The sequence below is a fragment of the Cognatazoarcus halotolerans genome (assembly GCF_009800965.1).
Classification (GTDB): domain Bacteria; phylum Pseudomonadota; class Gammaproteobacteria; order Burkholderiales; family Rhodocyclaceae; genus Cognatazoarcus; species Cognatazoarcus halotolerans.
On the sequence record NZ_WUAF01000029.1, the window covers coordinates 1 to 25892 of the forward strand.

At 63.6% G+C, this 25892-nt stretch carries 24 protein-coding genes and 2 pseudogenes; 14 read left to right on the plus strand and 12 right to left on the minus strand.

Going from position 1 to position 25892, the window contains the following annotated elements:
* Positions 1–162: pseudogene (locus GQB03_RS21440) on the minus strand (IS5/IS1182 family transposase); the annotation flags it as partial.
* Positions 163–322: 160 nt separating this feature from the next.
* Between GQB03_RS21440 and GQB03_RS21445 the strand changes: the two are divergent.
* The 4 genes and pseudogenes from GQB03_RS21445 to GQB03_RS21460 all read left to right on the plus strand — a co-directional run bounded on the left by GQB03_RS21445 (position 323) and on the right by GQB03_RS21460 (position 4478).
* A pseudogene (locus GQB03_RS21445) lies at positions 323–1428 on the plus strand (ISAs1 family transposase).
* A gap of 307 nt (positions 1429–1735) precedes the next feature.
* Complete coding sequence (locus GQB03_RS21450) at positions 1736–2353, plus strand: hypothetical protein (protein ID WP_159693647.1); 618 nt, start codon at positions 1736–1738, stop codon at positions 2351–2353.
* 50 nt (positions 2354–2403) lie between these two features.
* The gene (locus GQB03_RS21455; RefSeq protein ID WP_159693649.1) at positions 2404–3075 is read left to right on the plus strand and encodes a class I SAM-dependent DNA methyltransferase; all 672 of its coding nucleotides are present in this window, start codon (positions 2404–2406) and stop codon (positions 3073–3075) included.
* Positions 3075–4478 carry an SLC5/6 family protein gene (locus GQB03_RS21460; RefSeq protein WP_159693651.1) on the plus strand — a complete coding sequence of 468 codons (1404 nt, stop codon included), beginning with the start codon at positions 3075–3077 and terminating at the stop codon, positions 4476–4478. Before GQB03_RS21455 ends, GQB03_RS21460 begins: the two co-directional genes overlap by 1 nt.
* Positions 4479–4831: 353 nt before the next feature.
* On the opposite strand, the gene GQB03_RS21465 is transcribed toward GQB03_RS21460, so the two are convergent.
* The 11 genes from GQB03_RS21465 to GQB03_RS23380 form a co-directional block, all read right to left on the minus strand.
* A complete protein-coding gene (locus GQB03_RS21465) occupies positions 4832–5653 on the minus strand; it encodes an IS3 family transposase (RefSeq protein ID WP_159693653.1) in 822 nt (273 codons plus the stop codon).
* Positions 5650–5964 carry a DUF1153 domain-containing protein gene (locus GQB03_RS21470; protein ID WP_159693655.1) on the minus strand — a complete coding sequence of 105 codons (315 nt, stop codon included), beginning with the start codon at positions 5962–5964 and terminating at the stop codon, positions 5650–5652. The genes GQB03_RS21465 and GQB03_RS21470 overlap by 4 nt, the downstream gene beginning before the upstream one ends.
* Before the next feature lie 206 nt (positions 5965–6170).
* Complete coding sequence (locus tag GQB03_RS21475) at positions 6171–7142, minus strand: LysR family transcriptional regulator (RefSeq protein WP_159693657.1); 972 nt, start codon at positions 7140–7142, stop codon at positions 6171–6173.
* A 397-nt stretch (positions 7143–7539) separates the two neighbouring features.
* On the minus strand, positions 7540–8325 hold the full coding sequence (locus tag GQB03_RS21480; protein ID WP_159693659.1) for a cyclase family protein: 786 nt from the start codon (positions 8323–8325) through the stop codon (positions 7540–7542).
* Positions 8326–8479: 154 nt separating this feature from the next.
* Entirely contained in the window at positions 8480–10060 is a 1581-nt protein-coding gene (locus GQB03_RS21485) for a phytoene desaturase family protein (RefSeq protein ID WP_159693661.1), read from the minus strand.
* 184 nt (positions 10061–10244) lie between these two features.
* Positions 10245–10769: a flavin reductase family protein gene (locus tag GQB03_RS21490; RefSeq protein ID WP_159693663.1), complete on the minus strand. Its 525-nt coding sequence runs from the start codon at positions 10767–10769 to the stop codon at positions 10245–10247.
* Between the two features lie 22 nt (positions 10770–10791).
* Positions 10792–11976, minus strand: coding sequence for an OmpP1/FadL family transporter (locus GQB03_RS21495; protein WP_159693665.1), 1185 nt, complete (start codon positions 11974–11976; stop codon positions 10792–10794).
* Between the two features lie 27 nt (positions 11977–12003).
* Positions 12004–13281 carry a styrene monooxygenase/indole monooxygenase family protein gene (locus GQB03_RS21500; RefSeq protein WP_159693667.1) on the minus strand — a complete coding sequence of 426 codons (1278 nt, stop codon included), beginning with the start codon at positions 13279–13281 and terminating at the stop codon, positions 12004–12006.
* Positions 13282–13314: 33 nt separating this feature from the next.
* Positions 13315–14103: an SDR family oxidoreductase gene (locus GQB03_RS21505; RefSeq protein WP_159693669.1), complete on the minus strand. Its 789-nt coding sequence runs from the start codon at positions 14101–14103 to the stop codon at positions 13315–13317.
* A 296-nt stretch (positions 14104–14399) separates the two neighbouring features.
* Positions 14400–14933: a helix-turn-helix domain-containing protein gene (locus tag GQB03_RS23375; RefSeq protein ID WP_407644557.1), complete on the minus strand. Its 534-nt coding sequence runs from the start codon at positions 14931–14933 to the stop codon at positions 14400–14402.
* Complete coding sequence (locus tag GQB03_RS23380) at positions 14843–15454, minus strand: cupin domain-containing protein (RefSeq protein ID WP_407644555.1); 612 nt, start codon at positions 15452–15454, stop codon at positions 14843–14845. The genes GQB03_RS23375 and GQB03_RS23380 overlap by 91 nt, the downstream gene beginning before the upstream one ends.
* Before the next feature lie 121 nt (positions 15455–15575).
* Between GQB03_RS23380 and GQB03_RS21515 the strand changes: the two genes are divergently transcribed.
* The 10 genes from GQB03_RS21515 to GQB03_RS21560 all read left to right on the plus strand — a co-directional run bounded on the left by GQB03_RS21515 (position 15576) and on the right by GQB03_RS21560 (position 25890).
* The gene (locus GQB03_RS21515; protein ID WP_159693671.1) at positions 15576–16100 is read left to right on the plus strand and encodes a MarR family winged helix-turn-helix transcriptional regulator; all 525 of its coding nucleotides are present in this window, start codon (positions 15576–15578) and stop codon (positions 16098–16100) included.
* Positions 16101–16251: 151 nt separating this feature from the next.
* A complete protein-coding gene (locus tag GQB03_RS21520; protein ID WP_159693673.1) occupies positions 16252–18570 on the plus strand; it encodes a bifunctional salicylyl-CoA 5-hydroxylase/oxidoreductase in 2319 nt (772 codons plus the stop codon).
* A 16-nt stretch (positions 18571–18586) separates the two neighbouring features.
* Entirely contained in the window at positions 18587–19390 is an 804-nt protein-coding gene (locus GQB03_RS21525) for an SDR family NAD(P)-dependent oxidoreductase (protein WP_159693675.1), read from the plus strand.
* A gap of 53 nt (positions 19391–19443) precedes the next feature.
* Complete coding sequence (locus tag GQB03_RS21530) at positions 19444–20289, plus strand: enoyl-CoA hydratase family protein (protein ID WP_159693677.1); 846 nt, start codon at positions 19444–19446, stop codon at positions 20287–20289.
* 10 nt (positions 20290–20299) lie between these two features.
* Positions 20300–21454 (plus strand): acyl-CoA dehydrogenase family protein, encoded by a 1155-nt coding sequence (locus tag GQB03_RS21535; protein WP_159693679.1) that lies wholly within the window; start codon positions 20300–20302, stop codon positions 21452–21454.
* Between the two features lie 44 nt (positions 21455–21498).
* Entirely contained in the window at positions 21499–22680 is a 1182-nt protein-coding gene (locus tag GQB03_RS21540) for an acyl-CoA dehydrogenase (protein WP_159693681.1), read from the plus strand.
* Between the two features lie 17 nt (positions 22681–22697).
* Positions 22698–23138 (plus strand): acyl-CoA thioesterase, encoded by a 441-nt coding sequence (locus GQB03_RS21545; RefSeq protein WP_159693683.1) that lies wholly within the window; start codon positions 22698–22700, stop codon positions 23136–23138.
* Complete coding sequence (locus GQB03_RS21550) at positions 23138–23533, plus strand: RidA family protein (RefSeq protein WP_407644556.1); 396 nt, start codon at positions 23138–23140, stop codon at positions 23531–23533. Before GQB03_RS21545 ends, GQB03_RS21550 begins: the two co-directional genes overlap by 1 nt.
* Before the next feature lie 8 nt (positions 23534–23541).
* The gene (locus GQB03_RS21555; protein WP_159693687.1) at positions 23542–24336 is read left to right on the plus strand and encodes an enoyl-CoA hydratase-related protein; all 795 of its coding nucleotides are present in this window, start codon (positions 23542–23544) and stop codon (positions 24334–24336) included.
* 30 nt (positions 24337–24366) lie between these two features.
* Complete coding sequence (locus GQB03_RS21560; RefSeq protein ID WP_235027173.1) at positions 24367–25890, plus strand: 3-hydroxyacyl-CoA dehydrogenase; 1524 nt, start codon at positions 24367–24369, stop codon at positions 25888–25890.
* The last annotated feature ends 2 nt before the right edge of the window (positions 25891–25892 follow it).

Here is a 25892-nt window from a genome sequence, read left to right on the forward strand (position 1 = left end):
AATCGAATACAGCGCGATGAGCAATTGGCCCTTGAGCAGCCGCTCCGGCGGAATCGACGGGCGACCCGTGCTCGAATAGAGCGCATCGAGTTCAGAAGAAATCGCGCCAAGTGCTCGCTCGGCCAGTTTCTTGACCCCACGCAGCGGATGATCTGCCGGCACGCGAGATTCGGCGGAGAAGTAATGGAACTGGGGGTCGAGGCTGAGCTATTTCACCTAGTTGGCATAGTTCGATTGGAAATTTCTTTCGCAGTCATGCATTTACGAGGCCGCTGTTCACAATCCCTGAAATTGTGTAGTTTCCTCGTCTTTTGGGGTTCCCATGACGACGAGGGAAGTGATGCCGCTCGCGCAGGTGTTCGTCTCGATTTCCGACCCGCGCAGCTCACGCCAGGTGAGGCACGACCTGTCCAAATTGCTCACGGTGCGGTGTTGTGCAACGCAGACGAGTTCCCTGACATCAAGGCGTGGGCCAAGGAAGGCATCGACTGGCTTCGGGAATTCATGGTGCTTGGGCACGGTATTCCGTCGCATGACACGTTCGGACGGGTGTTCGCGGCCCTCGACCCGCGGGAATTCGAAGGCGAGTTTCGGCGCTGGGTTGGCCAACTGGTTCCAACGCTCGGCGGCGATACGGTCGTGGCCATCGACGGTAAGACCAGTCGGCGCAGCACCACCAAGGCCGAAGCGAACCAACTACACCTGGTCAGCGCCTTCGCTGCCGACATCGGTCTCGTGCTGGGGCAGACTGCGACGGCCGAGAAGTCGAACGAGATTACGGCGACCCCCGAGTTGCTGGCGCTGCAGGGCTGCGTCGTCACCATCGGCGCGATGGGCACTCAGACCAGCATCGCGCGGCAGATCCGCAATTGCGGTGCCGACTACGTGCTGTGCGTGAAAGACAACCACCCCAAGCTCGTCGAAGCTTTCCTGCTCGCGCAGGCCGGCGTCGGCGGCAAGCTCGTGCCCAGTTCCACGAGCGAAACTGCCGATGATGGCCATGGGCGGCGTAAAGTGCACCGCTGTTGGGCATTCGACGCCTTCGATCGGCTCTACAAGGCCGAGCAGTGGATGGATCTGAGGAGTTTCGCCATCGTTGAGCGAGAACGAACCGTCGAGGCCAAGACCAGCCGCGAGCGGCGCTACTACATCAGTTCCCTGCCAGCCAACACCACACGCATTGCCCGTGCGGTGCGCAGCCACTGGGAAGTAGTGAATAGACTTCGCTGGTGCCTCGACGTCCAGTTCAACGAAAACCAGTCCACCGTGCGCACCGGCTTCGCCGCCAACAATCTCACGATCGTCCGACACCTTGTCCTGAACCTCCTTCGCCTGAACACTTCACGCAAGGGCAGCATCAAGACCAAGCACATACTGACAGCCTCCTGGGATCAGATCCGTGCCGAGTTGCTCGGGGTTATGACATGAATGTGCGATTGCCCTAGGGCTCAAGGTGGCCAGGCATCGCTTTCAGGCAGAGAGTTTCGAGAGCGATTTTATGACAAACGAACGCCCAGTTCGTTCACCGGGTTCTGCATCTACCTGCTAATCAAGTCTATATGCCCACCTGCTGGTGAGAATCGGTTGACAGAGGCTCGTGTTGTCGTAGAGATCTGTGATCTAAGAAGTTCGCCAAAGCTTTGTAATTGGAAAGATTGAAAATTTCGATGCGTGATATCGCGAGGCAAAAAAAGCACGATCGCCTATCGGATGTAATTCTTCTCGGGAGAATTGAATGGATCTCGTTAGAGTAAAGGCAGAGTCAGTAACCAATATGTTGGTTGGGCTTTTTACTGGAAGTATTATTGCAACATTTGCACAGTTGCAGCTCCAGACGAATAATGCTATTAAAGAGCCTGTTGCAATATTTTATTTAGTCGCTGCAGGAACAGGATTCTTTAATCTTTTTAAACTTTACCACGTAGAGGTGTCTAGTAATAGCAGGATGTTTGAATCGAATAATTTAAGGGTGTTGCTGCTACATACGCTGACTGTCGCTATAGTTGTGTACTATTGTTTTTTTCCGCTTATTTTTCCCGGAGACGTTCAGACCTTTTCCTTTATGGTTCTTTTGGTTTTTGTCTTGGACGCAATTTTTTGTATATGTTACATAAAAGCGATCCCTGAAAATAGATATTTGGTGTATGCAAACACCAATCTAAGCGTGGTGATTGCTGTATCTTGGATGTTTGTTTTTTTAATAGTTTATTTTATACCTTTGTGGGATGATGCGGCAATAGTGGTTCAAACATATGAGAGTTTAGTTGCCTGGGGTTTAGTGGTGCCGGCGCTTCTTGTCCCGCTGGGTTCGTATGTTATGGGAGCAATGGACCAGGAGGGTGTAAATCAGTGAATTCATTTATGACCAGACTCGGTTCGCAATTTAGGAGCCTAACTTCCTCGGTGCATTTCTATCAAGATTTCGCTCCGGTCTATGATCAGCTTTCCGTAAAGTATGGGTGGAATAGTCCGGATGTTATGTTCGGACTAATGATAGGGCGACTTAATCTGGTGCCAAAGGCGTTAGCTGAGGCTCAGGTAAAAATGCTTGATGTTGGCATTGGAACAGGTCTCAGCTCCGCGCCTTTCGCGAATTTCGGGATGAATATATATGGCGTCGATGGCTCGGCGAATATGATTGAGCTTTGCCGGAGGAAAGGGTTTGCAGAAAGGCTTGATGTCGTGGAGCTTTCAACATGTAAACTTCCCTACGAAACTAATTATTTCGATGCTGCCATTTGTAATGGTGTGCTATATTTTTTTGATGATCTAGGACATATATTTTCCGAAGTTTCAAGGGTTCTTAAGCCTGGTGCATTGTTTGGATTTAATTTTGAACCAACATTTGTTGGAGATCAAGAGTCGTACGAAAACGACGCAAATTCTGTGTTAAAAGAAAACGATGTTGCCAAGTCAACAATGGTGACATATCGACATAATCCGCTATACATGGCTTCATTGATGAGGAAATTCTCGATGACTATGGTTCAGGAGTTAAGTTATCTTGCATATCATTCTCCGACAACGGGGGAGGACGTCTTCTTTTCGCTATATGTCGTGAAAGTCGGGGGCTGATGATGATGCTTTGGGCCGTCTTTATAACGTGTCTTGGTGTGTCGACTTTTGTGGGAGGCGTTGGGCCAAAAGTTTCAGGAAGTTTTTGGCTTCATGGTAGTCGGCGTTTGAGCCCGGGTGGCTATGCGGCTTCCACTGTGGGCGCAAATTTTAGTCTCGTGACCGCAGTCGTTGTGCTTATGTACTTTGGTTATGCGTACGATAATATTCAAAATGCCATAACAATTTTTTCAGGTGCGTTTGGCGTTGCGATATTATCGACAGCGGCAGGAAAGCTCTCGCCTGTTTCTGCTTGCGTATTTGATTCGGATTCTACTATCCACTCCTACATTTCTGAGGCGTATGGTAGCGCGCCAATTGTTCGCAGAGTTTGCGCACTGGTCACAATAATTGGATTGATCGGTTTCGCAAGCGTCGCTACGTTCACATATTCTGCGATTTTTTCGCAAATATTGAATGTTCCTCCATTAGTGCCGGCGATCTTGTCATTAGGTGCGGTAAGTTTCTACGTCGCTCGTAGAGGGTTCGATGGGGTAATCAAGACCGACAAGCTTCAGCTAAGTGCGATTGCATTAGTTCTCATTGGTCTCTTTGTCGCTGTGATTGATGCAGAGGTGGACTCTCCGTTTACATTTTGGCGCTTATTAGATGACTCGTCTATGACAAACTTGGGTGGGTTTGTGCTCCTAGTAATAGTGCTAACGAATACCCTCTATCACATTGGCTCGGCAGAGGCGTGGGTGCGTCTAGTAGCAGTTGGTGAGTCTAAAGCACAGGGACGTGGCGCCGTTGTGGCCGGAATTATGTTTTTGTGTTTTTTGATGGCAATCATGTTCTTTGGTAGGTTGATTAGATTTGTACACGTGCAGGACGGAATTCAGCTGGCGGCTGGTGGAGTTGAATTGATCGTCTGGCTGATAAATACATCTCCCTTCGTTTCCGCAATTCTTGTGGTTGGCTTGTGTTTCGCATTCTTAAGTACTGTCGATACGATGATTTTCTCTGTGGGAAGCACAATAGTCACAGATGTTGGCGGTGCAAAAAATTCCGAGTGGTTGTCGCCTCGCTACATTACAGTCACTATTTCATCCGTCATTTTGTTTGTTGTCTGGGCTGTTAATAAGGTTCCAAATGTTGACTTAAATAGCTTCTTGTTTATGGTTTTTTCATATCAAATTATTCTCGTGCCGCTCGTACTCTTTCGAACAATTGTGGGTCCACGTGCTTCCGCTAAGCCCGTTGGCGGGCTCATGGCGCTCATAATTCCGCTTACGGTGACTTTGGTTTTGGGTATATCACTTCTCCCAATTGCTGAGGCTGGTGGGTTGATGCCGTTGGTGGCGTTTGTATTTACTTCCGTCCTAATTCTTGTTTTCCCTATACTGCGGCGATTACACATCTGATTCAGAGATCTCTTCACAATGGGCGTGAATCGCTCGGGCCAGGATCATTCTTCGTAGAGTCGTCAATTTTTCTTTCAGACGGAAACACACAAGGCATTGGGGTCAGATACCGTCTTTCGAGTCAAGCGCTGGCAGGCAAGAGTGTGGCCGAAACGGCTCTCCAGATCGCACCACGCCATAGATCAGGCGAACGAGCTTTCTCATCGCCGCACCAATGACCGCCTTGGGCGCCAGACCGTTGACACGCAACCGTCGCCGAAGACTTTCAGGATCGGATTGTGGCGTAGGGCCACCATGCCGGGCATGTAGAGCGCCTTCCTGATCGTGTATTGACCCAGCAAATCCTGCACAGGTCACGCCACTAATGTAAATGCCTGAGCGGGCGTTTTCATATCCAGGGCCTGATGCGGCCGCTGGTGGTTGTAAAACTGGATCCAGTCGCCAATGACACGACTGGCGTGTTGCAAGGTTTCAAAGCGGTGACGGTGGATGCACTGCTCCTTCAACGTACGGATCATCCGCTCCACCAAGCCGTTTTGCTGCGGGGTGTACGGGGTGATGAATTCCTGCTTCAGACCGTAGCTTTTGACCAGCGCCGTGTAGCTGCGGCTCGTGAAGACCAGACCGTTATCAGAGCGCAGCAGGAAGGCTTCCTTCACACGCCCCAGCGTGCCGAAGCGGGCGATCAAGGCCTGCTCCAGCGCCGCCTCGGCGGTGCGGGACTTGCCGCTGCGTGAGACGTGCCACCCCAGCAGCTCCCGGCTGAAGCAGTCGATTACCAGCGCCAGCGTGGCCCAGCCGTCACGGCCCGCCCAAACACGGCACAGATCCGTCGCCCAGCGTTCGTTGGGCTCAGAGGCTCGCGAACGCCGTGCTGCAATCTGTGGCCGAAACCCAACCGGACGCTTTCTGACCTGCCAGCCACGCAGCTCAAACACTCTCTGCACGGTGTTCTTGTTGAAACCGAGCAGGTGGGCCACGGTCCGATAGCCGAAGGACGGATTGTCCTCGATCATCGCCTTGATCGGTTCGGCAAAGCGAGCCTGCACCTTCGGCGGGGCCTTCACCGACTGGTAGTAAAAGGTGCGACGGGGCACTTCAAACCACCGGCACAGCTGACTGATCGAGACGACAACACCTTCTTCATGCAGTCCCTGGCGGATCGTCTCGATCACTTCTCGTCCTCGCCCAGCAGGGGCTGCAATTTTTTTCGGGCACGCAGCTCCAGCATCGCTTCCCCATAGGCTTCCTGGAGCTGCTTGATCTGCTTCTCGTAATGCTCCCGGATGTCCAGCGGGTTGGTTCGCAGCGCGTTCTCCATACCTCGCTTCGCCTCGTCGATCCAGGTCTCGATCTCTGATGGGGGAAGATCGTACGAACGACTCGCCTCCGCTAACGTCCTCTTCCCTTGTAGGACCTCCATCACCAATGCGCTCTTGCGCCTGGCCGTCCAACGCTTGATTTCGTCTTCCATTTCCGTACCCATGTGTCCTTCCTTTCAAGGCTAACACCTGAGCAGGTTTTTACTGGGTCAATACATTTCTGCGCCGAAATCTGAATTACCCCGGTGGGGAAAATTCGCTTGTTCTTGACGGTGTTGAGCGCAGCCGGGTAGTCAAGGCGGGTGCCGCTCGGGCGATCAGATACAACGATCCTAGACCCGACCCCGGTGCTGCAACTGGCCGTCTGTACTCATTCAGAATTCAAGCCAGAAGCGGCCGTCTGCGGTGCTTTGGGAATGAGCGCTGCGCCTTGCCATACCTTTGTCGTACAGAGTCTCTGCGTAAGATCCTCGGTGAGTCTGGCTACGGCGGTTGCGGCAGCCGATAGCGGGATATGTTTTGAGGTGCAAAGTGCCAGACGACGTTTGAGTGTCGGGTTCTCGACCGGAACGGCGCACAGCGTCCCGGCCTCGAGTTCATGGCGCAGCGGCATCACTGGTAGCAGCGTGTGGCCGAGGCCGGCCAGGAGTGTTGTGCGCAGGATGCTGATCGAGCTGATATCGGCGATGACGTTCGGCTCCTGCAAACCATGCGTGCGTGCAAGCTCCTCGATGATCGGGCGCACGCCGTGTGGGTTGGCCGGAAGGATCAAGGGCAACAGCAGTGCCTGCTGAAAACTCACCGCGGCCTGCGGACGATCAGGCGCCGAGGCCGGCGAAAGCAACTCCAGACGCTCATCGAGCAGGTATTTGCAGGCAAACTCGTTGAGCGATCCGTCGTCGAACAGCACCGCCAGGTTGATCTGGCCGCTGCGCAATTGCTGGACCAGGTTACCGGTGAGCTCTTCGGTCAGCTCCAGCTCGACCTTCGGCAAGTGCTGGCGGACGGCTTGCAGGAGCGGCAGGGCCAGCGCATTCGAGGCACTGTGCGGCACCCCGAATACGACCTTGCCGCTCGGATCCCCGTCTATGTTGCGCACGCTGGCTTTTGCGTCATCCACCTGGCGGAGGATGCCCGTGGCATGCGCGAGGAAGATGCGGCCGGATTCGGTGAGTTCGACACCTCGGCGCGAGCGGTGGAACAGGCGCGTGCCCAGTTCTGCTTCGAGCTGCGCAAGTTGATGGCTGAGCGCAGACTGCGCGACGAACACCTGCTCTGCGGCCTTCGAAAAGGTGCCGTGCTTGGCAATGGCGGTGAAATAGCGCAATTGGCGGAGTTCCATGGTGAGGCAATGATACGCATACGATCGTGTTTCGAGATACTTCTATCTGTATTCAGTGTTTTCCAGATACGAGGCATTCGGCTCTAATAGGGACATCAGACCAACGCGAACACTTGCAGCTACCCGCTGCCAGCATCAAGGCTCACCCGGCCACCGTTCGCTGAGGGAACACTTTCCACAGAAGGTGTGAGCGCAAGGCTCTTACCCCCGAGCCTGCCAACGAACAAAGGCAAAGGCCCGCATCTGGCGGGCCTTTGCCTTTGTTGGGCCGCCTCGTTTTTTGTCGACGGGGCCTGGCGCTTTGCCCATCCAAAAAAACGGCCGGCATTTGCCGGCCGAACCTGTTTGCGCGGTCTTGGGGAGGCGCGCCAGGAGAGGGAGTCAAACTCTTTGTCGTTCAGCTTTCGACGAGCGCGAGCACGCGTAGCGGGCTGCCCGAGCCGTTGCGGATCTTGAGCGGGGCGGCGAGGATGAGCGCGCCCTGGGGCGGCAGCTGGTCGAGGTTGGTGAGGCACTGCAGGCCGTAGCGGTTATTGCCGTGCATGAAGTAGTGGCAGGGGTAGGGCGTTTCCCAGGCGTAGGACTGGCCGGCGTCGGTGTTGATGGATTCCACGCCGAAACCGGTGACGTTGCGCGTCTCGATGAGCCACTTGACGGTGCCTTCGGCGGGGCCGGGGGTGTGCGGGCCATCTTCTGCGGCGTTTACGTAGGCTTCGGGCATCGGGCGTCTGGACCAGTCGGTGCGCAGCAGCACCCAGGCACCGGCGGGGATGCGGCCATGTTCGGCTTCCCATGCTTCGAGAAATTCCACGGTGAGCAGGAAGTCGGGGTTCTCTGCGGCTTCGCGGCTGCAGTCCACCACGCACGCGGGGGCGATGAAGTGCCTGGGCGGGATGGTGTCCACCGTGTTCTCCGGGTGGTCCTTGCCGGAGATCCAGTGCACCGGTGCGTCGAAGTGGGTGCCGGTGTGTTCGGACATGGAGAAGTTGTTCCAGTACCAGGCAGGGCCGCGGTCGTCGTACTTCGAGATCTCTTCGATCTTGAAAGGCCAGGGCTGGCCGAACTGGGGCGGTAGCTGCAGCGCGGGGAATTCGGGGGTGAGGGTCTGGGTGAGGTCCACCACGCGGATGGCGCCGCTGGCGAGCCCGAGGGCGAACTGGGCGAGAGGGCTGGTCGTGTTCATGGTCTTTCTCCTGTCAGGTCTTGGGTGTCGGGTCGGCCTGCGGGCCGTTTCTCTTGTTGGTGTGAGGGCAGGATTCGATCATCGCGCGCGGGATGGGGCTGGCGATAGCCGAATGACGCAGCGGCCCATCCGGAATCCGCGTCCGCCAGCGGCGCTACCGTTTTGCCAGCGCGTTGGCCACATGGAAGCCCGAGGCCCCCGAGAGGCCGGGGCCGGGGTGGGTCGAGGCGCCGATCTGGTAGAGGTTCTTCACCGGCGTGGCGTGGTCCTTCACGCCACGCAGCGGGCGCCAGAACATGTACTGGTCGATGCTGCACTCGCCGGAATAGGGGTCGCCGCCGACGAGGTTGATGTTCATCGCTTCGAGGTCCGCCGGCGAGATGACCTTGCGACCGAGGATGCTCGATTGCAGGTTCGGCACCTGCCGGGCGATGCGCGCGACGATGCGGTCGGCGTAGCGTTCGGCGACGTCGGCGTTCCAGCGGCCATCGGCGGGGGCGGGAATCTCGCCCAGCGCGTCGCCCTTGATGTGGCGCGGGCATTCGGGCAGCTGCACCCACAGTACCCACTGGCCGGCCGGCGCGCGGGACGGGTCGACCGCGCAGGGTTGGGCCACGCAGATGGTGCCGGCAGCCGGCAGCAGGCCGCGCTCGGCTTCGCTGACTGCGCGCGATACGCCGTCGAGGCCGTCCCCGAGGTGCAGGTAGATGACCTCACGCAGATGGGCCTCGGGCCATTCGGGCGGTGCCGACAGCGCGATGTGGATCTGCATGTTGCCCTTGCCATAGCGGTATTGGGCGGCCTGGCGGCGCAGCGGCTCGGGCGCGGCGCCGTTCTTGAGCAGCCGGCCGTAGAGCTGGGTCGGGGTGACGTTGGCGATCACCTGCCTGGCTTCGAAGCTGCGCCCGTCGGCCAGTCGCACGCCGCGCGCTTTGCCGCCGTCCACCAGAATCTCCTCGACATCGGCGCCGGTGACGAAGGCGCCGCCGCAGGCCTCGATGTGGGCGCGGAAAGCATCCACCGTTCGTGCATTGCCGCCCTTTACGATCGGCAGACCGACCGCTTCGAGGGTGAAGGCCACCACTTGCGCCATGAGTGCGGACATCGCGCTCTCCGGGCCGAGTCCGGTATGCAGCACCCAGGGGGCGAGCAGGCCTTTCACCAGCTCGGAGGAAAAGCGGCTGTCCAGCCAGGCACGGCAACTCTGCATCGCCGGGCCGAAGAAGGCCATGGTCTCGTGAGCGCCCTGTTTCCACACCCGGCCGAGCATCATCTTGCCGATCTGCGAGCTCCACAGTTCGTTGCCGAGCAGGGCGAAGATGAGCTCCGCGTTCTTCTCGACGAAGCCCATTGCCTCGGCGTAGGCGTCGCCGTCCCCGGCCGCGAGTGCGTTCATGGCCCGCGTGTTGGCCTCGCGCGAGGTCGACATCACCAGCGAGCGGCCATCGGGAAACAGGACGCCGGTGGGGGTCGCGTTGTTGCCGTAGGCGAGTCCGTTGGCATGCAGCTGGTCCTTCAGCTCCGCATAGCCGGGCGAGGTGACGAACAGCGGGTGGGCGGTGGACAGGGTGTCGTGCAGAAAGCCGGGCGCAGTGAGGGCCTCGGTGCGGATGCAGCCGCCGAGCACGTCCTCGCGCTCCAGCACCAGCACCTTCTTGCCGCGCTTGGCCATCACGCCCGCGCACACCAGCGAATTGATCCCGCTACCGACGATGATCGTGTCGAATCTGCTCATCTCTTGGGCCTCTGTTCGGAGTTTCCGAAAGCTTGCCGCGCAGCGGATGCCGGGGATATCCGCTGCGCGCCGCACCTTATCCGTATTGCGCTGCAGCCGCAGCTGAACGCCGCGCGGTGCGGGCGGCGCGGTCTGCTCGGTTCTCACAGCGCGGCCCCCACCTTCGCGGGGGCGTCTCGCGCGCTCAGGCGGCGGCTGCCGAGAAGGCCCGCAGCAGGCTGGTGAAGGGGATCGCCTCGGTTTCCGGGGTGGCGTAGCGGCCGCGGTAGAAGAGCAGCGGCGGACGCTCTTCGGTGGCGAAGCGTTGCACCCGGCCGATGAGGATGACGTGGTCGCCGCCGTCGTGGCGATGCGTCACGCTGCACTGGAACACCGCTGCGCAGTGAGGCAGCAGCGGCACGCCCTCGAAGCCTTCCGCCACCGGGATGTCGGCGAACTTGTCGGTGCCGGCGCGGGCGAAGCGGTCGGACAGATCCTGCTGGTTGCTGGCCAGCACGTGCACCGCGAAGGCGGGGTGGTTTTCGAAGGCGGCGAGGCTGTAGGACTTCTTCGCCAGGCTCCACAGGATCAGCGGTGGGTCGAGTGACACCGAACTGAAGCTGTTGACCGTGACGCCGACGGGCTGGCCATCGAGGTCGCGGGTGGTGACTACGGTGACGCCGGTGGCGAAGTGCCCCAGCGCGTTGCGGAATGCGCGCGGATCGAACATGTCTGTCTCCTTCACGGGCGGATCAGAAGCGGATGGCGAGGCTGGCGGAGAGCCAGTGCTGCCCCATGTAGAGGTCGGTGCCAGCGTTCGGCCCGGGGCCGTCGCCGCGCACGGTCTCCTTCGGCGAGCGCGCGTAGGCCAGCGAGAGCGCCATCGCCGGCGTGACCGCCAGGGTGGCGCCGAGCGTCCAGTGTTTGCGGTTCGCGGCCGGCGCGAGGATGCCGAGGAAGGTGCTGCGCGAGTCGAGCACCTGGGTGCCATGGCTGTAGCCTGCGCGCAGGGTCAGCGTGTCGGAGAGCGCATGGGCCACGCCGATGCGCCACACGGTCTGGTCCTGCCAGCCGAAACCAGGGCCGTTGTCCGCGCCCGGGGCGCCTGCGGCGATGGCGACGCCCGGATTGCCGAGCGAGGCCACGTCCGACCATTCGATGCGCAGCACGTCGGCCGCCACCGTGGTGGCGCCGTGCTTCCAGGCGGCGCCAAGGCCGTAGTGGGCGGGGATGTCGAGGTCGCCACGCTCGGGCAGCAGGCCGGCGAACTTGTCCATCCTGCCCATGTACACCTTGCTCGACCAGGTCGCGCCGAGGGTGAGTTCCGGCGTGAGCTGCCCCTGCCAGCCCAGCGACAGGCCATAGCCGAACGAGTCGTCGCGCCCCTGCGGCAGACCGAGTCCTGCCGGTCCCTGTATGCGCAGCCGCTGGTAGCCGAGCACCAGGCCGACGCCGACGCTGTGGGCATCGTTGAGTTTGCGCGCGTAGCTCACCGTGCTGACCATTTGCTGCAGTTCCGACTTGGGCTCACTCATCGGGCCGACGTCGCTGCCCTGATCGGTGCCCACGCCGTTGCCGACCACCGAAACGCCGACGGACTGGGTGCCGTCGAGCATGCGGTTGTAGCCGAGCTGGGGAATGATGTAGAGGCTCTTGTCTTCCGCGCCGTCATGCCTGGTGCCGCCGAACCAGGCGCCGTTGTCCACCTTGAGGAAGGCGCCGCCGAGGTCGAAGCGGCTGCCGACATGCACCATGCCGGCAGGGTTGTTGGCGCCGGCTACCGCGTCCTGAGGCAGGGCGATGGATGCGCCGCCCATGCCTTCGGCCTTGACGCCGTAACCGTGCGGAAAGGTGCCCTGGGTGGCGAAGGCGGGCACGGCGAGGGCGGCGAGGCCGTAGCTGGCCAGCGCGCGGCCGAGGGGTTCGAGTCTTTTCATGGTGTCGATCTCCGTTTGGGGGCGGGTTCAGGCGGCCTTCTTCATTTCGCTGTCGATCAGGCGCTCGGCCGAGGCGGCGTCGAACCAGTACTCGGCGTAGTCGCGCGGGTCGTTGAAGCCGTTGGCAATGCGTCGGGCGAGGCCGGGCGCCTGCTGGGCGGCGCCGAGGAGCTTGATGACGTGCTCGGCGGGCGGGAACAGCAGGCTGTTGGTCCAGCGCACCACTTTCTCGGCGTAGCCTTCATAAAGCGCGTCGAAGGTGGCGTTCATCCAGCTCTCGTCGAAGGCCCGGGCGCCGCGGGCGAGGATCGCCTCGAGGTAGTGCCGGGCGCTCTTGGTGGCGTTGTTGGAGCCCTGCCCGGTGATCGGATCGTTGACCAAGATCGCATCGCCCAGACCCATTACCTTGCGGCCCGAGGGCAGGGTGAGCACCGCGTTGCGCACCGTTGGCGTGATGCGGCCGGCGAGGATGCCGTTGGCGTCGGTGAGCTGGCAGTCGCGGCTGCGCTCGTACTCCCAGGGAACGAAGGTCTTGAGGATGTCGAGGCTCTTCTCGAGGTGCTGCTCCGGGGTTGTGGCTTCGCCCCAGGTGTCCATCGGGCCGCCCGGTACGCCTTCGAAGACCATGATGTCGCAGGCCTGGGTGCCGTTCTCGCCCTTGGTGGTGAGGGCCGGGAAGACGAAGTATTCGCCCACGCCGGGGATCAGGTTGAAGTTCACGCATTCGTAGTAGTCGTGGCGCTTCATGCCGGTGACGTAGCTCAGGGCGAGCTGGCGCATCGGCTGCCTGACCGGCGAACGTGCCTCGTTGCGACCGAACAGGTTCACGATCTCGCCCTTGCCGCCGGCCAGCAGCACCAGTTCGTGCTGCGCGGCGAGCGACTCGAGTTCCGGGATGCCGACGTTCTCGATGCGCAGCTCGCCGCCGCGGCGGGTGAACTCACTCATCCAGCCGGGCATCTTCACGCGCTGATCGACCGATTGGCCGTAGGCGTCGAGCCGCGCGTGCCAGTGCACCGCCTTGTTGCCGGTGCCGTCCGGTGTGGGAATCGAGACGCTGATGCCCGCGGTCTTCGGACAATCCGCTTCCCACTGGTTCATGCCCCAGTCGCGCTCGATCTGCAGCGCGGGGTCGAAGATGAACTGCGAGGACATCACCTTGCCGGCGCGAATCTCCTCGGCGCTGCGGTTGGTGACGATGGTGACCTGGTGACCGCGATCGAGCAGGGCGCAGCCCAGCAGCAGGCCTGCCTGGCCGGCGCCGACGATGGCGATGTGGCGGGCGGGGGTGTGGATGTCGTTCATGGTGTTGTCTCTCTCTTTTCGGGGTGGAGTCGTTCAGTTCATGAGGCGGGTGATCGCTGCGCCGCGGCCTTCCGGGCCGAGCGCGCGATAGCCGCCGTCGCAGGCGTAGTCAGCGCCGGTGACGAAGCTGGCGTGGTCCGACAGCAGGAAGGCGACGACCTGCGCGACCTCGCCGGGCAGGCCGAGGCGGCCGAGGATGTGATAGTCCGCGGCGACCGCATCGGCCTTGGCCTTGTCGCCGCCCGAAAGCGTCTCGATCACGCTCGACCAGGTCCAGCCCGGCGAGACCGCGTTCACCCGGATGCCGTCGCCGGCGAGGTCGAGTGCGGCGGCGCGGGTGAGTTCGAGCATGCCGGCCTTGCTCACCGGGTAGAGCCAGCGGCCGGCCTGGGCGGCGGTGGCCGAGATCGAGCCGAAGTTGACCACCGCGCCACCGCCGCGCTTGACCATCTCGGGTCGGCAGGCCTGCAGCATCATCGCTGCGCCGACGAGATTCACGTCCAGCGCCTGGCGCCACTCGCCGCGAGAGGAGGCGGCGCCGTTATCCACGTAGGTGCAGGCGCAGTTCACCAGCAAATCGATGCCGCCCAGCGCCTTGACGGTGGCGGCGACGGTGGCGGCGATCTGTGCATCGTCGGTCACGTCGGTGGCGATGAAGCGCGCCGCGGGGCCGAGGCGATCCGCCGCGGCGGGACCACGGCCCTCGTCGATATCGGCGAGCACGACGCTGGCGCCATGCTCGATCAGCGTGCTCGCGACCGCCTCGCCGATGAGGGTGGCGCCGCCGGTGACGATCGCGACCTTGTCACGAATCCCTTTCATCTGTTCCGTCCTCCGTATGGGTGACGCCGGGTCGGCGCCGATGGAGGACAGTGTTCATTTCACCGCTGCGATTGGCAGTCCGCTTTGCGCGCGCGGATATCCGGATAACGCACGGCAGGGATCGGGGCCGGGCAGGGGATGGGCGCGCAGCGGCGAACCCGCCGGGTGGCGGGCGGGGGCGAATCGTGGTGGCGGGGGGGCCGTCGGGCAGGGAGGGTTCTACCCGCCGTCAGGCGGGATGGGGCTACCCGCCATCAGGCGGGGACGGGGCTACCCGCGATCAGGCGGGGACTGGGTCAGCGGCGCGCGGCGCGTGCGGCAGTCTGCGAGGGGGTCTCGCCGAAGCGTTCGCGGTAGTAGCCGGCGAAGCGGCCGAGGTGGGCGAAGCCGTGGCGGTAGGCGATGGTGGTGATCGGTTCGCTGTCGAGCCCCTGGCGGGACAGCACGTGATGAACCCGCTCCAGCCGCTGCTCGCGCAGCCAGGCCAGCGGAGTGGTGTTGCAGTGGCGCTTGAAGCCCTGCTCCAGGGCCCGCACGCTGATACAGGCGGCGCGCGCGATGTCGCCGACGGTGAGCGGATCCTCGATGTGTTCGCGCATGTAATCGACCGCACGCTGGACGTGACGCGGCAAGGCCTCGTCGTCGCGGCGGTGCAGGCGGTCGCTGTAATTGTGGCGATGCAGTTGCAGCAGGCCGCGCAGCAGGCAGTCTTCGAGTGCGGCCACGGTGGGGCGGAAGCTCAGCCATTCCGAGCCGCAGTGGTCGATGTTGTGGGCGAGGTCCCACAGCAGCCGGCACCAGCTCTGGGTGAGGCCGTGACGGCTCGGGATGGCGAGCTCGAAGCTGAGTGCCCCCCCGGCGGGTTCGCCGAGATGTTCGGCGAGGCGCCGCTCCAGTGCCTCGCGGGAATCCACAACATCAGCTTGGTCGCATCGCGATGCCAGCGCATGCGCGTCGGTACGTCGGGGTTGAGGATGCTGGCGGTGTCCTGCGAGGCATGCACCCGCTGCGCGCCGCAACTGATCTCGGCAGAACCGCTGAGCGGCAACTGCACCAGATAGAAATTGCCGAGGCAACCGGGATCGATTTCCACTTCGGCGCCGTAAGCGAGATAGTTGAGCGCCGTCTCGGCGAGCCGCACCATGTTGTGGCGCGAGGCGAAGGGGGTGTGCTGGTCGACCTGACGCAGGTCATGCGGGCAGAATACCCGTGACACCATCTGACGCGATTCGTCCGGGTCCTGGGAGCGGAAGAACGGAAATGCGCCCAGTGGCTCGGCAGCGTTCGCGTGCAGGCGCTGCGCCCCACGAAAAGGGCGCGTCCGTTCGGTGCTCGTGAGGGTCGGCTGCATTCAGGGTCTCCGCCGGGGTCGGGTCGGTAAGTTATAGTTATAAACAATTTATGATCAAAGTTGGTCTTGCGGCAAGTCCTGATCGATCGGCGGGCGTGAATTCAACCGGGAGAGGCAGCGAATGAACGAAGACGGAGCGGGTGACGCGAACGCGGTGCCCGGGGCGCAAGCGGGTCTCCCGGCGTCGGCACGGTTCGTCGACGGCTACCTCGCCTACCTGCTCGCGCAGGCCAGCAGCCGGATCTCTCATGAATTCCACCGCGAAGTCGAGGCGGCCGGGCTGTCGGTGACCGAGTGGCGGGTATTGGCGAGTCTGGAGGGCAGCGACGGTGAGAGCATCGGCGTGCTGAGCCAGCTGACGCTCACCAAGCAGCCCACGCTGTCGCGGGTGGTACAGCGCATGGAGGCGGGAGGCCTGGTCTCGCGCTCGCGGGTGCGCAGCGATCGCCGCCAGACGGTGGTGCGCATCACCGCCCAGGGGCACGACCTTACCGAGCAGCTCAGGGTGAGGGCCATCCGCCATCAGGAGGCGATCCTCGAACCCTTTGGCGAGGCCAACGCCAGGATGCTGATTTCGATGTTGCGCACGCTGCTCTCGTTGCATCCGCCGGGCGATCTGCCGGACCCTGAAGAAACCGTCGGCTGAAGCGCCAATGTGCAGCGGAAGCCAATATCCTGTTGACTAGATAGTTTAGTTATGAAATATTTGATACTAAATCAGCGCCTGACCCTGCCGGTCGCTGCGGTGTCATCCCTTCATGACTGCCGGGCCGGCCCATATTGAGAGGAGCAACAGCATGCGTATCGTCTGTATCGGAGGAGGCCCGGCCGGGCTGTATTTCGCGATCCTGATGAAGAAGCTCGATCCGGCGCATTCGATCACCGTGGTCGAGCGCAACCGCCCCTATGACACCTTTGGCTGGGGCGTGGTGTTCTCCGACCAGACCATGGACAACATGCGCGAATGGGATATCGAGACCGCCAACGCGATTCAGGTCGCCTTCAATCACTGGGATGACATCGAGCTCCATTTCAAGGGCGCGACCATCCGCTCCGGCGGTCACGGTTTCGTCGGCATCGGCCGCAAGAACATGCTCAACATCCTGCAGGCGCGCTGTGAGGAACTCGGTGTCGAACTGGTGTTCGAGAAGGATGTGGATTCCGACCTGGAATACCCGGACGCCGACCTGATCATCGCCTCTGACGGTATCAACTCGAAGATCCGCAATCGCTATGTCGAGGTCTTCAAGCCGGACATCGTGACGCGCCCCAACCGCTACATCTGGCTCGGCACCAACAAGCTGTTCGACGCCTTCACCTTCATCTTCGAGAAGACCGAGCACGGCTGGTTCCAGGCCCACATCTACAAGTTCGACGACACCACCACCACCTTCATCGTCGAGTGTCCGGAGCACGTGTGGCTGGCCCACGGGCTCGACCAGGCCAGCCAGGACGAGTCGATTGCCTTCTGCGAGAAGCTCTTCGGCAAGTACCTCGACGGTCATCCTCTGATGACCAATGCGCGTCACCTGCGCGGCTCTGCCTGGCTCAACTTCCAGCGCGTCAAGTGCGAGCAGTGGCATCACTTCAACGGCAACAGCCAGGTGGTGCTGATGGGCGACGCGGTGCACACCGCGCACTTCGCGATCGGCTCGGGCACCAAGCTTGCGCTCGAGGATGCGATCGAGCTCACCCGCCTGTTCAAGGAAGAGGGCGACACGCCCGAGCGCATCCCGGCAGTGCTGGCGCGCTACCAGGAAGTGCGCAACATCGACGTGCTGCGCCTGCAGAACGCGGCCTGGAACGCCATGGAGTGGTTCGAGGTCTGCGACGCGCGCTACTGCAACACCATGGAGCCCGAGCAGTTCATGTACTCGATGCTCACGCGCTCCCAGCGCATCTCCCACGAGAACCTGCGCCTGCGCGACGCCAAGTGGCTCGAGGGCTACGAGCGCTGGGTGGCCGCCAGCGCCGGCGTACCGGTCGCCCCGGAGCAGAGCCCGCCGCCGCCGATGTTCACCCCCTTCAAGCTGCGTAACCTGAGCCTGCAGAACCGCGTGATCATGTCGCCGATGGCGATGTATTCCGCCGAGGACGGCCTCGCCAACGATTTCCATCTGGTGCACTTCGGTTCGCGCGCGCTGGGCGGTGCCGGCCTGCTCTACACCGAGATGAGCTGCGTCTCGCCCGACGCCCGCATCACCCCGGGCTGCGCCGGCATGTACAAACCGGAGCATGTCGACGCGTGGAAGCGCATCGTCGATTTCGTGCATGCGAACTCGGCGGCGAAGATGGGCATCCAGCTTGGCCACGCGGGGCGCAAGGGCGCCACCAGGGTGGCCTGGGAAGGCATCGACCAACCGCTCGAGTCGGGCGGCTGGGAGCTGATCTCCGCTTCGCCGCTGCCCTACCTGCCGCATTCGCAGGTGCCGCGCGAGATGAACCGTGACGACATGGATCGCGTCAAGGCTGACTTCGTGCGCGCCACCCGCATGGCCGCCGAGGCGGGCTTCGACATCCTCGAGTTCCACTGCGCCCACGGCTACCTGATGTCGAGCTTCCTCTCGCCGCTCACCAACCAGCGCAAGGACGAGTACGGCGGCAGCATCGACAATCGCGCCCGCTATCCGCTGGAAGTGTTCGAGGCGATGCGTGCGGTGTGGCCGGCCGACAAGCCGATGTCGGTGCGCCTGTCCTGCCACGACTGGTTCCCGGGCGGCAACACCGCCGACGACGCGGTCGAGATCGCGCGGCGCTTCAAGGATGCTGGTGCGGACATCATCGACTGCTCCTCGGGCCAGGTGTGGAAGGGCGAAAAACCGGTGTTCGGCCGCATGTTCCAGACGCCGTTCTCCGACCGCATCCGCAATGAGGTGGGCATCCCGACCATCGCGGTGGGCGCCATCTTCGAGGCCGACCATGTGAACAGCATCATCGGCGCCGGTCGCGCCGATCTCTGCGCAGTCGCCCGCCCGCACCTTGCCGACCCGGCCTGGACCCTGCACGAGGCGGCGAAGATCGACTATCCGGGGGTGAGCTGGCCGAAGCAGTACCTTTCCGGCCGCAGCCAGTACGAGACCAACCTCAAGCGCAGCTACGCCGCGCCGGGCAAGTGAACGAGACGGGACAGGCATGAACTCCACCCCCGAGACCAACAGAGAAACGCCGCTCGCCGGCCGGCACGCGGTGGTCACCGGTGCCGGCAGCGGCATCGGCGAGGCGATCGCGCTCGAGCTGGCGGCGCTCGGTGCGACGCTGACCCTGGTCGGCCGCCGCGCCGAGCCGCTGAGCGCCACCTGCGAGCGGCTCGCCGGGCAGGGGCACGGCATTGCCGTGGCCGACATCACCGACCACGCTGCGGTTGCTGCCGCATTTGCGGACGCGGCGGCGGCCCGCGGTCCGATCGCGATCCTGGTGAACAACGCCGGTGCGGCAAAGAGCGCGCCGGCCGGCAAGACCACCCCGGCGCTGTGGAACGAGATGCTCGCGGTGAATCTCACCGGCACCTTCAACTGCACCCACGCGGTGCTCGCCGGCATGCAGGGCGCGCGCTGGGGGCGCATCGTCAATATCGCCAGCACCGCCGGCCTGAGCGGCTATGCCTACGTCTCGGCGTACTGCGCCGCCAAGCATGGCGTGATCGGTTACACCCGCGCGCTGGCACTCGAAGTGGCGAAGCAGGGCATCACGGTCAACGCGGTGTGCCCCGGCTACACCGACACGCCGCTGCTCGGCGGCGCGGTGGACAACATCGTCGCCAAGACCGGGCGCAGCGACGAGGAGGCCAAGCAGACGCTGGCCGCGAGCAACCCGCAGGGCCGCCTGGTGCAGCCCGCGGATGTCGCTCGCGCAGTGGGCTGGCTGTGCCTGCCGGGTTCCGAGGCCATTCATGGCCAGGCGATCCCGGTGGCCGGCGGCGAAGTGATGGCGGGCTGAAATTCAATCAGGAAGGCACCGGCAGGGCGCCGGGCAAGCAGGGAGACAAAGCAATGGCAGAACTTTCGATGAAGGACCACAAGCGTCCGTTCAAGGACTACGTGGCGCGGCACTTCAAGTGGTCGTGTAGCGAGGACGGTCGCGTCGCGACGATCACCCTCAACCGGCCCGAGAAGAAGAACCCGCTCACCTTCGATTCCTACGCCGAGCTGCGCGATCTCTTCCACAACCTCAAGTACGCCAGCGACGTGCGCACCGTGGTGATGGCCGGCGAGGGCGGAAATTTCTGCTCCGGTGGCGATGTGTTCGAGATCATCGAGCCGCTCACCAACATGAGCATGCCGGAACTGCTCGAATTCACCCGCATGACCGGCGACCTGGTGAAGGCCATGCGCCGCGCGCCGCAGCCGGTGGTCTCGGCCATCGACGGATTCTGCGCCGGTGCCGGCGCGATGGTGGCGTTGGCCTCGGACTTCCGTCTCGGCACACCCGAGACCAAGACCGCCTACCTGTTCACCCGCGTCGGCCTGGCTGGCGCCGACATGGGCGCCTGCGGGCTGCTACCGCGCGTGATCGGTCAGGGGCGCGCCACCGAACTGCTCATGAGCGGGCGCGTGATGAGTGCCGACGAAGGCTTTGCGTGGGGCTTCTTCAATGCGCTGCACCCGGCCGCCGAGGTGCTCGCCGAAGCGCAGAAACTCGCTCGCAACCTGGCCGACGGCCCGTGGTTCGCGCATACCGTGACCAAGACCATGCTCAACCAGGAGTGGGCGATGGGTATCGAGGAAATGATCGAATCCGAAGCCCAGGCCCAGGCCATCTGCATGATGACCGGCGACTTCCGCCGTGCATTCGAGGCCTTCGCGGCGAAGCAGAAGCCGCGCTTCGAAGGCAACTGAGCGCGCCGCCATGGACCGTTCGATTCTCGATTTGCCGTTCTACGGCGCCGAACACCGCCAGCTCTCCGATGCGATCTTCGCGTGGGCTGCCGGCGAGATGCCGCAGGTGGATCACCACGACACCGACAAGGCCTGCCGCACCCTCGTGACGGCGCTCGGCAAGGCGGGCTTCCTGCGCTACGCGGTGCCGGCGGCCTACGGCGGCGCACGCGACGAGCTGGACTCGCGCTCGCTGTGCATCGCCCGCGAGACACTGGCCTACCACGACGGCCTGGCCGATTTCGCCTTCGCCATGCAGGGCCTCGGCACGGGTGCGATCACGCTCTCGGGCAGCGAGGAGCTCAAGCGCGAGGTTCTGCCGCGGGTGGCTACCGGCGAGTGGATCGCGGCCTTTGCGCTGACCGAGCCGCTGGCCGGCTCCGACGTCGGCGCAATGACCTCCGAGGCGCGCCTCGAGGGTGACCACTATGTGCTGAACGGCGAGAAGACGTGGATCTCCAACGGCGGCATTGCCGACGTGTATTGCGTCTTTGCGCGCACCGGCGAGGCGCCGGGCACGCGCGGCATCTCGGCCTTCGTGGTGTATCCCGGGATGCCGGGCTTCGAGGTCGCCGAGCGCCTCGAGGTGATCGCGCCGCACCCGCTGGCGCGCCTGCGCTTTACCGACATGAAGGTGCCGGTGGGCAACCGTCTCGGCGCGCCCGGCGAGGGCTTCAAGGTGGCGATGCGTACCCTCGACATCTTCCGCAGCTCGGTGGCTGCCGCAGCGCTGGGCTTCGCCCGCCGTGCGCTCGACGAGGCGCTGGCCCATGCCCGCCTGCGGCCGATGTTCGGCCATACCCTGGCGGACTTCCAGCTCACCCAGGCGAAGCTCGGCGAGATGGCCACCGACATCGACGCGGCCGCGCTGCTCACCGCCCGGGCGGCGTGGCGGCGCGACGTGCAGAAGCTGCCGACCACCCGCGAGGCGGCGATGGCCAAGATGACCGCCACCGAAAACGCACAGCGCGTCATCGACGCAGCGGTGCAGATGCATGGCGGGCAGGGCGTGCGAACCGGCGTGAAGGTCGAATCCCTGTACCGCGAAATCCGCGCGCTGCGCATCTACGAAGGGGCGACCGAAGTGCAGAAGCTGATCGTCGCCCGCGAATTGCTGAAGAACTGAAAGAGGGCCGCGAGCGCCCCCAACCCCAACGGAGAATCGATTCGATGAGCAAGAACACCTTCAACTGGGCAGACCCGCTGCTGCTGGACCAGCAGCTCACCGAAGAAGAGCGGATGAGCCGCGACACCGCGCGGGCCTACTGCCAGGAGCGGCTGCTGCCGCGGGTGCAGGAAGCCTTCCGTCACGAGAAGACCGACCGCGAGATCTTCAACGAGATGGGCGAGCTTGGCCTGCTCGGCCCGACCATTCCCGAAGAGTACGGCGGCGCCGGCCTGGGCTACGTGGCCTACGGCCTGATCGCCCGCGAGGTCGAGCGGGTCGATTCGGGCTACCGCTCGATGATGAGCGTGCAGTCTTCGCTGGTGATGGTGCCGATCAACGAGTTCGGCAACGAAGCGACCAAACGCAAGTACCTGCCCAAGCTCGCCACCGGCGAATGGGTCGGCTGCTTCGGCCTCACCGAACCGAACCACGGCTCCGACCCCGGCAGCATGGTGACCCGCGCCCGCAAGGTCGAAGGCGGCTACAGCCTGTCCGGCAGCAAGATGTGGATCACCAACAGCCCGATCGCCGACGTTTTCGTGGTGTGGGCCAAGGACGACGAAGGGCAGATCCGCGGCTTCGTGCTCGAGAAGGGCTGGAAGGGGCTGTCCGCCCCGGCGATCCACGGCAAGGTGGGCCTGCGTGCCTCGATCACCGGCGAGATCGTGATGGACGAAGTGTTCTGCCCGGAAGAGAACGCCTTCCCGACGGTGCGCGGCCTCAAGGGCCCGTTCACCTGCCTCAACTCCGCCCGCTTCGGCATCGCCTGGGGCGCGCTCGGCGCGGCCGAGGCCTGCTACGAGACGGCGCGTCAATACACCCTGGACCGCAAGCAGTTCGGCCGCCCGCTGGCCGCCAACCAGCTCATCCAGAAGAAGCTCGCCGACATGATCACCGAGATCACCCTGGGCCTGCAGAGCTGCCTGCGGGTGGGTCGGATGAAGGAAGAGGGCACGGCGCCGGTGGAAATCACCTCGATCATCAAGCGCAACTCCTGCGGCAAGGCGCTGGACATTGCCCGCATGGCGCGCGACATGCTCGGCGGCAACGGCATCTCGGACGAGTTCTGTGTGGCGCGTCACCTGGTGAACCTGGAGGTGGTGAACACCTACGAGGGCACCCACGACGTGCATGCGCTGATCCTCGGCCGTGCGATCACCGACATCGCCGCATTCGCCAACTGATCATGGAGGCCACCGCAATGCTTCCGGAACAGGTGGCGGCGGATCCGGTCGAGTTCGTCGTCGAGCGCGAGGTGCGCTTCGGCGACTGCGACCCGGCCGGCATCGTGTTCTTCCCCAACTACTTCCGCATGCTCAACAGCGTGGTCGAAGACTGGTGGGCCGCCCTCGGCACACCCTGGACCAGTCTGGTGAGCGTGCGTCGCATCGGCACACCGACGGTGAGGCTCGATTCCGAGTTTGTCCAGCCATCGTATTTCGGCGAGACGCTGCGCTTCCATCTTTCGGTGGTGTCGCTGGGCGGCTCGTCCTTGACCCTGGAGCACGTCGCCATCGGCGGGGACAGCGCCCGCATGCGGGTGCGCCAGGTGATGGTGGCGACCTCGCTCGACACTCACAGATCAATCCCCTGGCCCGAGGATGTGCGCGAGGCCATTACCCGTTTCATGGAGAGACGATGATGAACAAGACCCTGCAACCCGAGGGCTGGGCCCCGCCGCGCGGCTACGCAAACGGCATCGAGGCCCGTGGCCGGCAGATCTACGTTGGCGGCCAGATCGGCTGGAACGCCCAGTGCAAGTTCGAAAGCGACGATCTGGTGCAGCAGATCTACCAGGCCCTGAAGAACGCCGTGGATGTGGTGCGCGTTGCCGGCGGCGGGCCGGAGCACGTGGTGCGCATGACCTGGTACCTGGTCGACAAGAAGGAGTATGTCGCGCGCCTCAAGGAGATCGGCCAGGTTTACCGCGAGGTGATGGGCCGCAACTTCCCGGCCATGACCGCGATCCAGGTGGCCGACCTGGTGGAGAACGAGGCCAAGGTCGAAATCGAAGTCACCGCGGTGATCCCCGACTGAGGCCGGCCATGGAAGACCTTCGTTACGCGGCCTGCGAGGGCCTGCTGGTCAGCGGCCCGCAGGACGGCGTGCTCGAGATCCGGCTCGATCGCCCGGCTGCGCGCAACGCGCTGTCCACCCCGCTGCTGCGTGGCATCGTGGGCCTGCTGGACGTGGCCGAGGCCGACGATGCGGTGCGCTGCGTGGTGCTCACCGGCGGCGACAAGGTCTTCGCCGCGGGCGCCGACCTCGCCGAAATGGCCGCCAAGGACATGCAGGCGGTGCTGGTCGAGGAGCGGCCGCATCTGTTTGCCGCCATCGCGCGCTTCCCCAAGTCGATCGTCGGCGCGGTGTGCGGCTATGCGCTGGGCGGTGGCTGCGAACTGGTGATGCACGCCGACATCATCGTTGCCGGCGAATCGGCACAGTTCGGCCAGCCCGAGATCAATCTCGGCATCATCCCCGGCGCCGGTGGTACCCAGCGCCTGACCCGCGCGGTCGGCAAGTCGCTGGCAATGAAGCTGGTGCTCAGCGGAGAGTTCATCGACGCGGCCGAGGCCAGGGCCGCCGGCCTTGTGGCGGAAGTGGTGGCCGACGAGGCCTGTATCGCACGTGCCCACGAGCTGGCCGGCAAGATCGCGAGCCGGGCGCCGCTGGCGGTGCGTCTTGCCAAGGAGTCGGTGCTGCAGTCCTTCGAGACACCACTGTCGGCGGGGCTTGCCATCGAACGACGCAATTTCGTGGTGCTGGCCGGCACCGAGGATCGCAACGAAGGCGTGCGCGCCTTCCTCGAGAAACGCAAACCGGTGTGGAAGGGGCGCTGAGCCGCCCGTCGCACCGTCCGGAGCCGCGAATTGAATCCCGAATCACCCGTTCGTACCCTCGGCATCGTCGGTGCCGGTCTCATGGGCCGGGGCATTGCACAGGTCGCCGCGGTCGGGGGCGTCACGGTGCGCCTCCACGACGCACGCGCGTCCGCCGCCGCTGAGGCGATTGCGGCAATAGCGCCGATGCTCGACAAGCTGGTCCGCAAGGGGCGGCTGACGGAGGCCGAGGCCGCCGCCGCGCTGGATCGCCTGCGCCCCGCGGCAAGCCTCGCCGAACTGGCCGGCTGCGACGCGGTGGTCGAGGCCATCGTCGAGAACATCGACGCCAAGCGGAGCCTCATGCAATCGCTCGAGGCGGTGGTGTCGTCCGATTGCATCCTCGCCACCAACACCTCGTCCCTGTCGGTGACCGCCATCGCCGCCGCCTGCGAATGGCCCGAGCGGGTGGCGGGCTTCCACTTCTTCAGCCCGGTACCACTCATGAAGGTGGTGGAGGTGATCGCCGGCGCGCGTACCGAGGCCGCGGTGTGCGACCGCCTCGTCGCGCTGGCACGCGCCATGGGGCACGCCCCGGTGCGTGCCCAGGACACCCCGGGTTTCATCGTCAACCATGCGGGCCGCGCCTACCTCACCGAGGGCCTGCGCATCCTCGGCGAAGGCGTTACCGACGTGCCCACCCTCGACCGCATCCTGCGCGAGGCGGCCGGTTTCCGCATGGGGCCTTGCGAGTTGCTCGACCTCACCGGGCTCGACGTCTCCCACCCGGTGATGGAGTCGATCTATAGCCAGTACTACCAGGAGCCGCGCTACCGACCCTCGCCGATCACCCGCCAGCGCCTCGCCGCCGCCCTGCTCGGCAGAAAGAGCGGGCAAGGCTTCTACGTGTATCGGGATGGCGCTGCCCAGGTGGCGGAAGAAGCACCCGCGCCCGCCGCGCGTCCGCCGCGGGTTTTCGTGGCCGCAGCCGACGCGGCCTGCCGTGAGCAGCTTGCGTCCCTCGTGCAGCGCCTGGGCGGTGTGCTCGATGCAGGCGAAACGCCTTCCGCCGACGTGCTGTGCGTGGTGGCGCCCGCCTGGGGCGAGGATGCTACCGCCGCCTGCCTCGCCCATGGGCTCGATCCGCGCCGCACGGTGGCGATCGAACCGTTCGTCGACAGCGCGCGCCGCCGCACCCTGATGACCACGCCGCTCACCGCAGCGGCGATGCGCGACGCCGCCCATGGGCTGTTTGCGGCCGACGGCATGCCCGTCTCGGTGATTCGTGACAGCGCCGGCTTCGTGGTGCAGCGGGTGCTTGCGATGGTAGTGAACCTCGGCTGCGACATGGCCCAACAGCGCATCGCCAGCCCGGAGGACATCGACACCGCGGTGCGCCTCGGCTTGGGCTATCCCTTTGGCCCGCTCGAATGGGGCGATCGCCTCGGCGCGGCGCGGGTGCTCGAGATCCTCGAACGAATGGCGGCGCAGAGCCGCGACCCGCGTTACCGTCCGAGCCCCTGGCTGGTGCGCAGGGCACGCCTGGGCGTCTCGCTCACCACACCCGAAGCCTGATC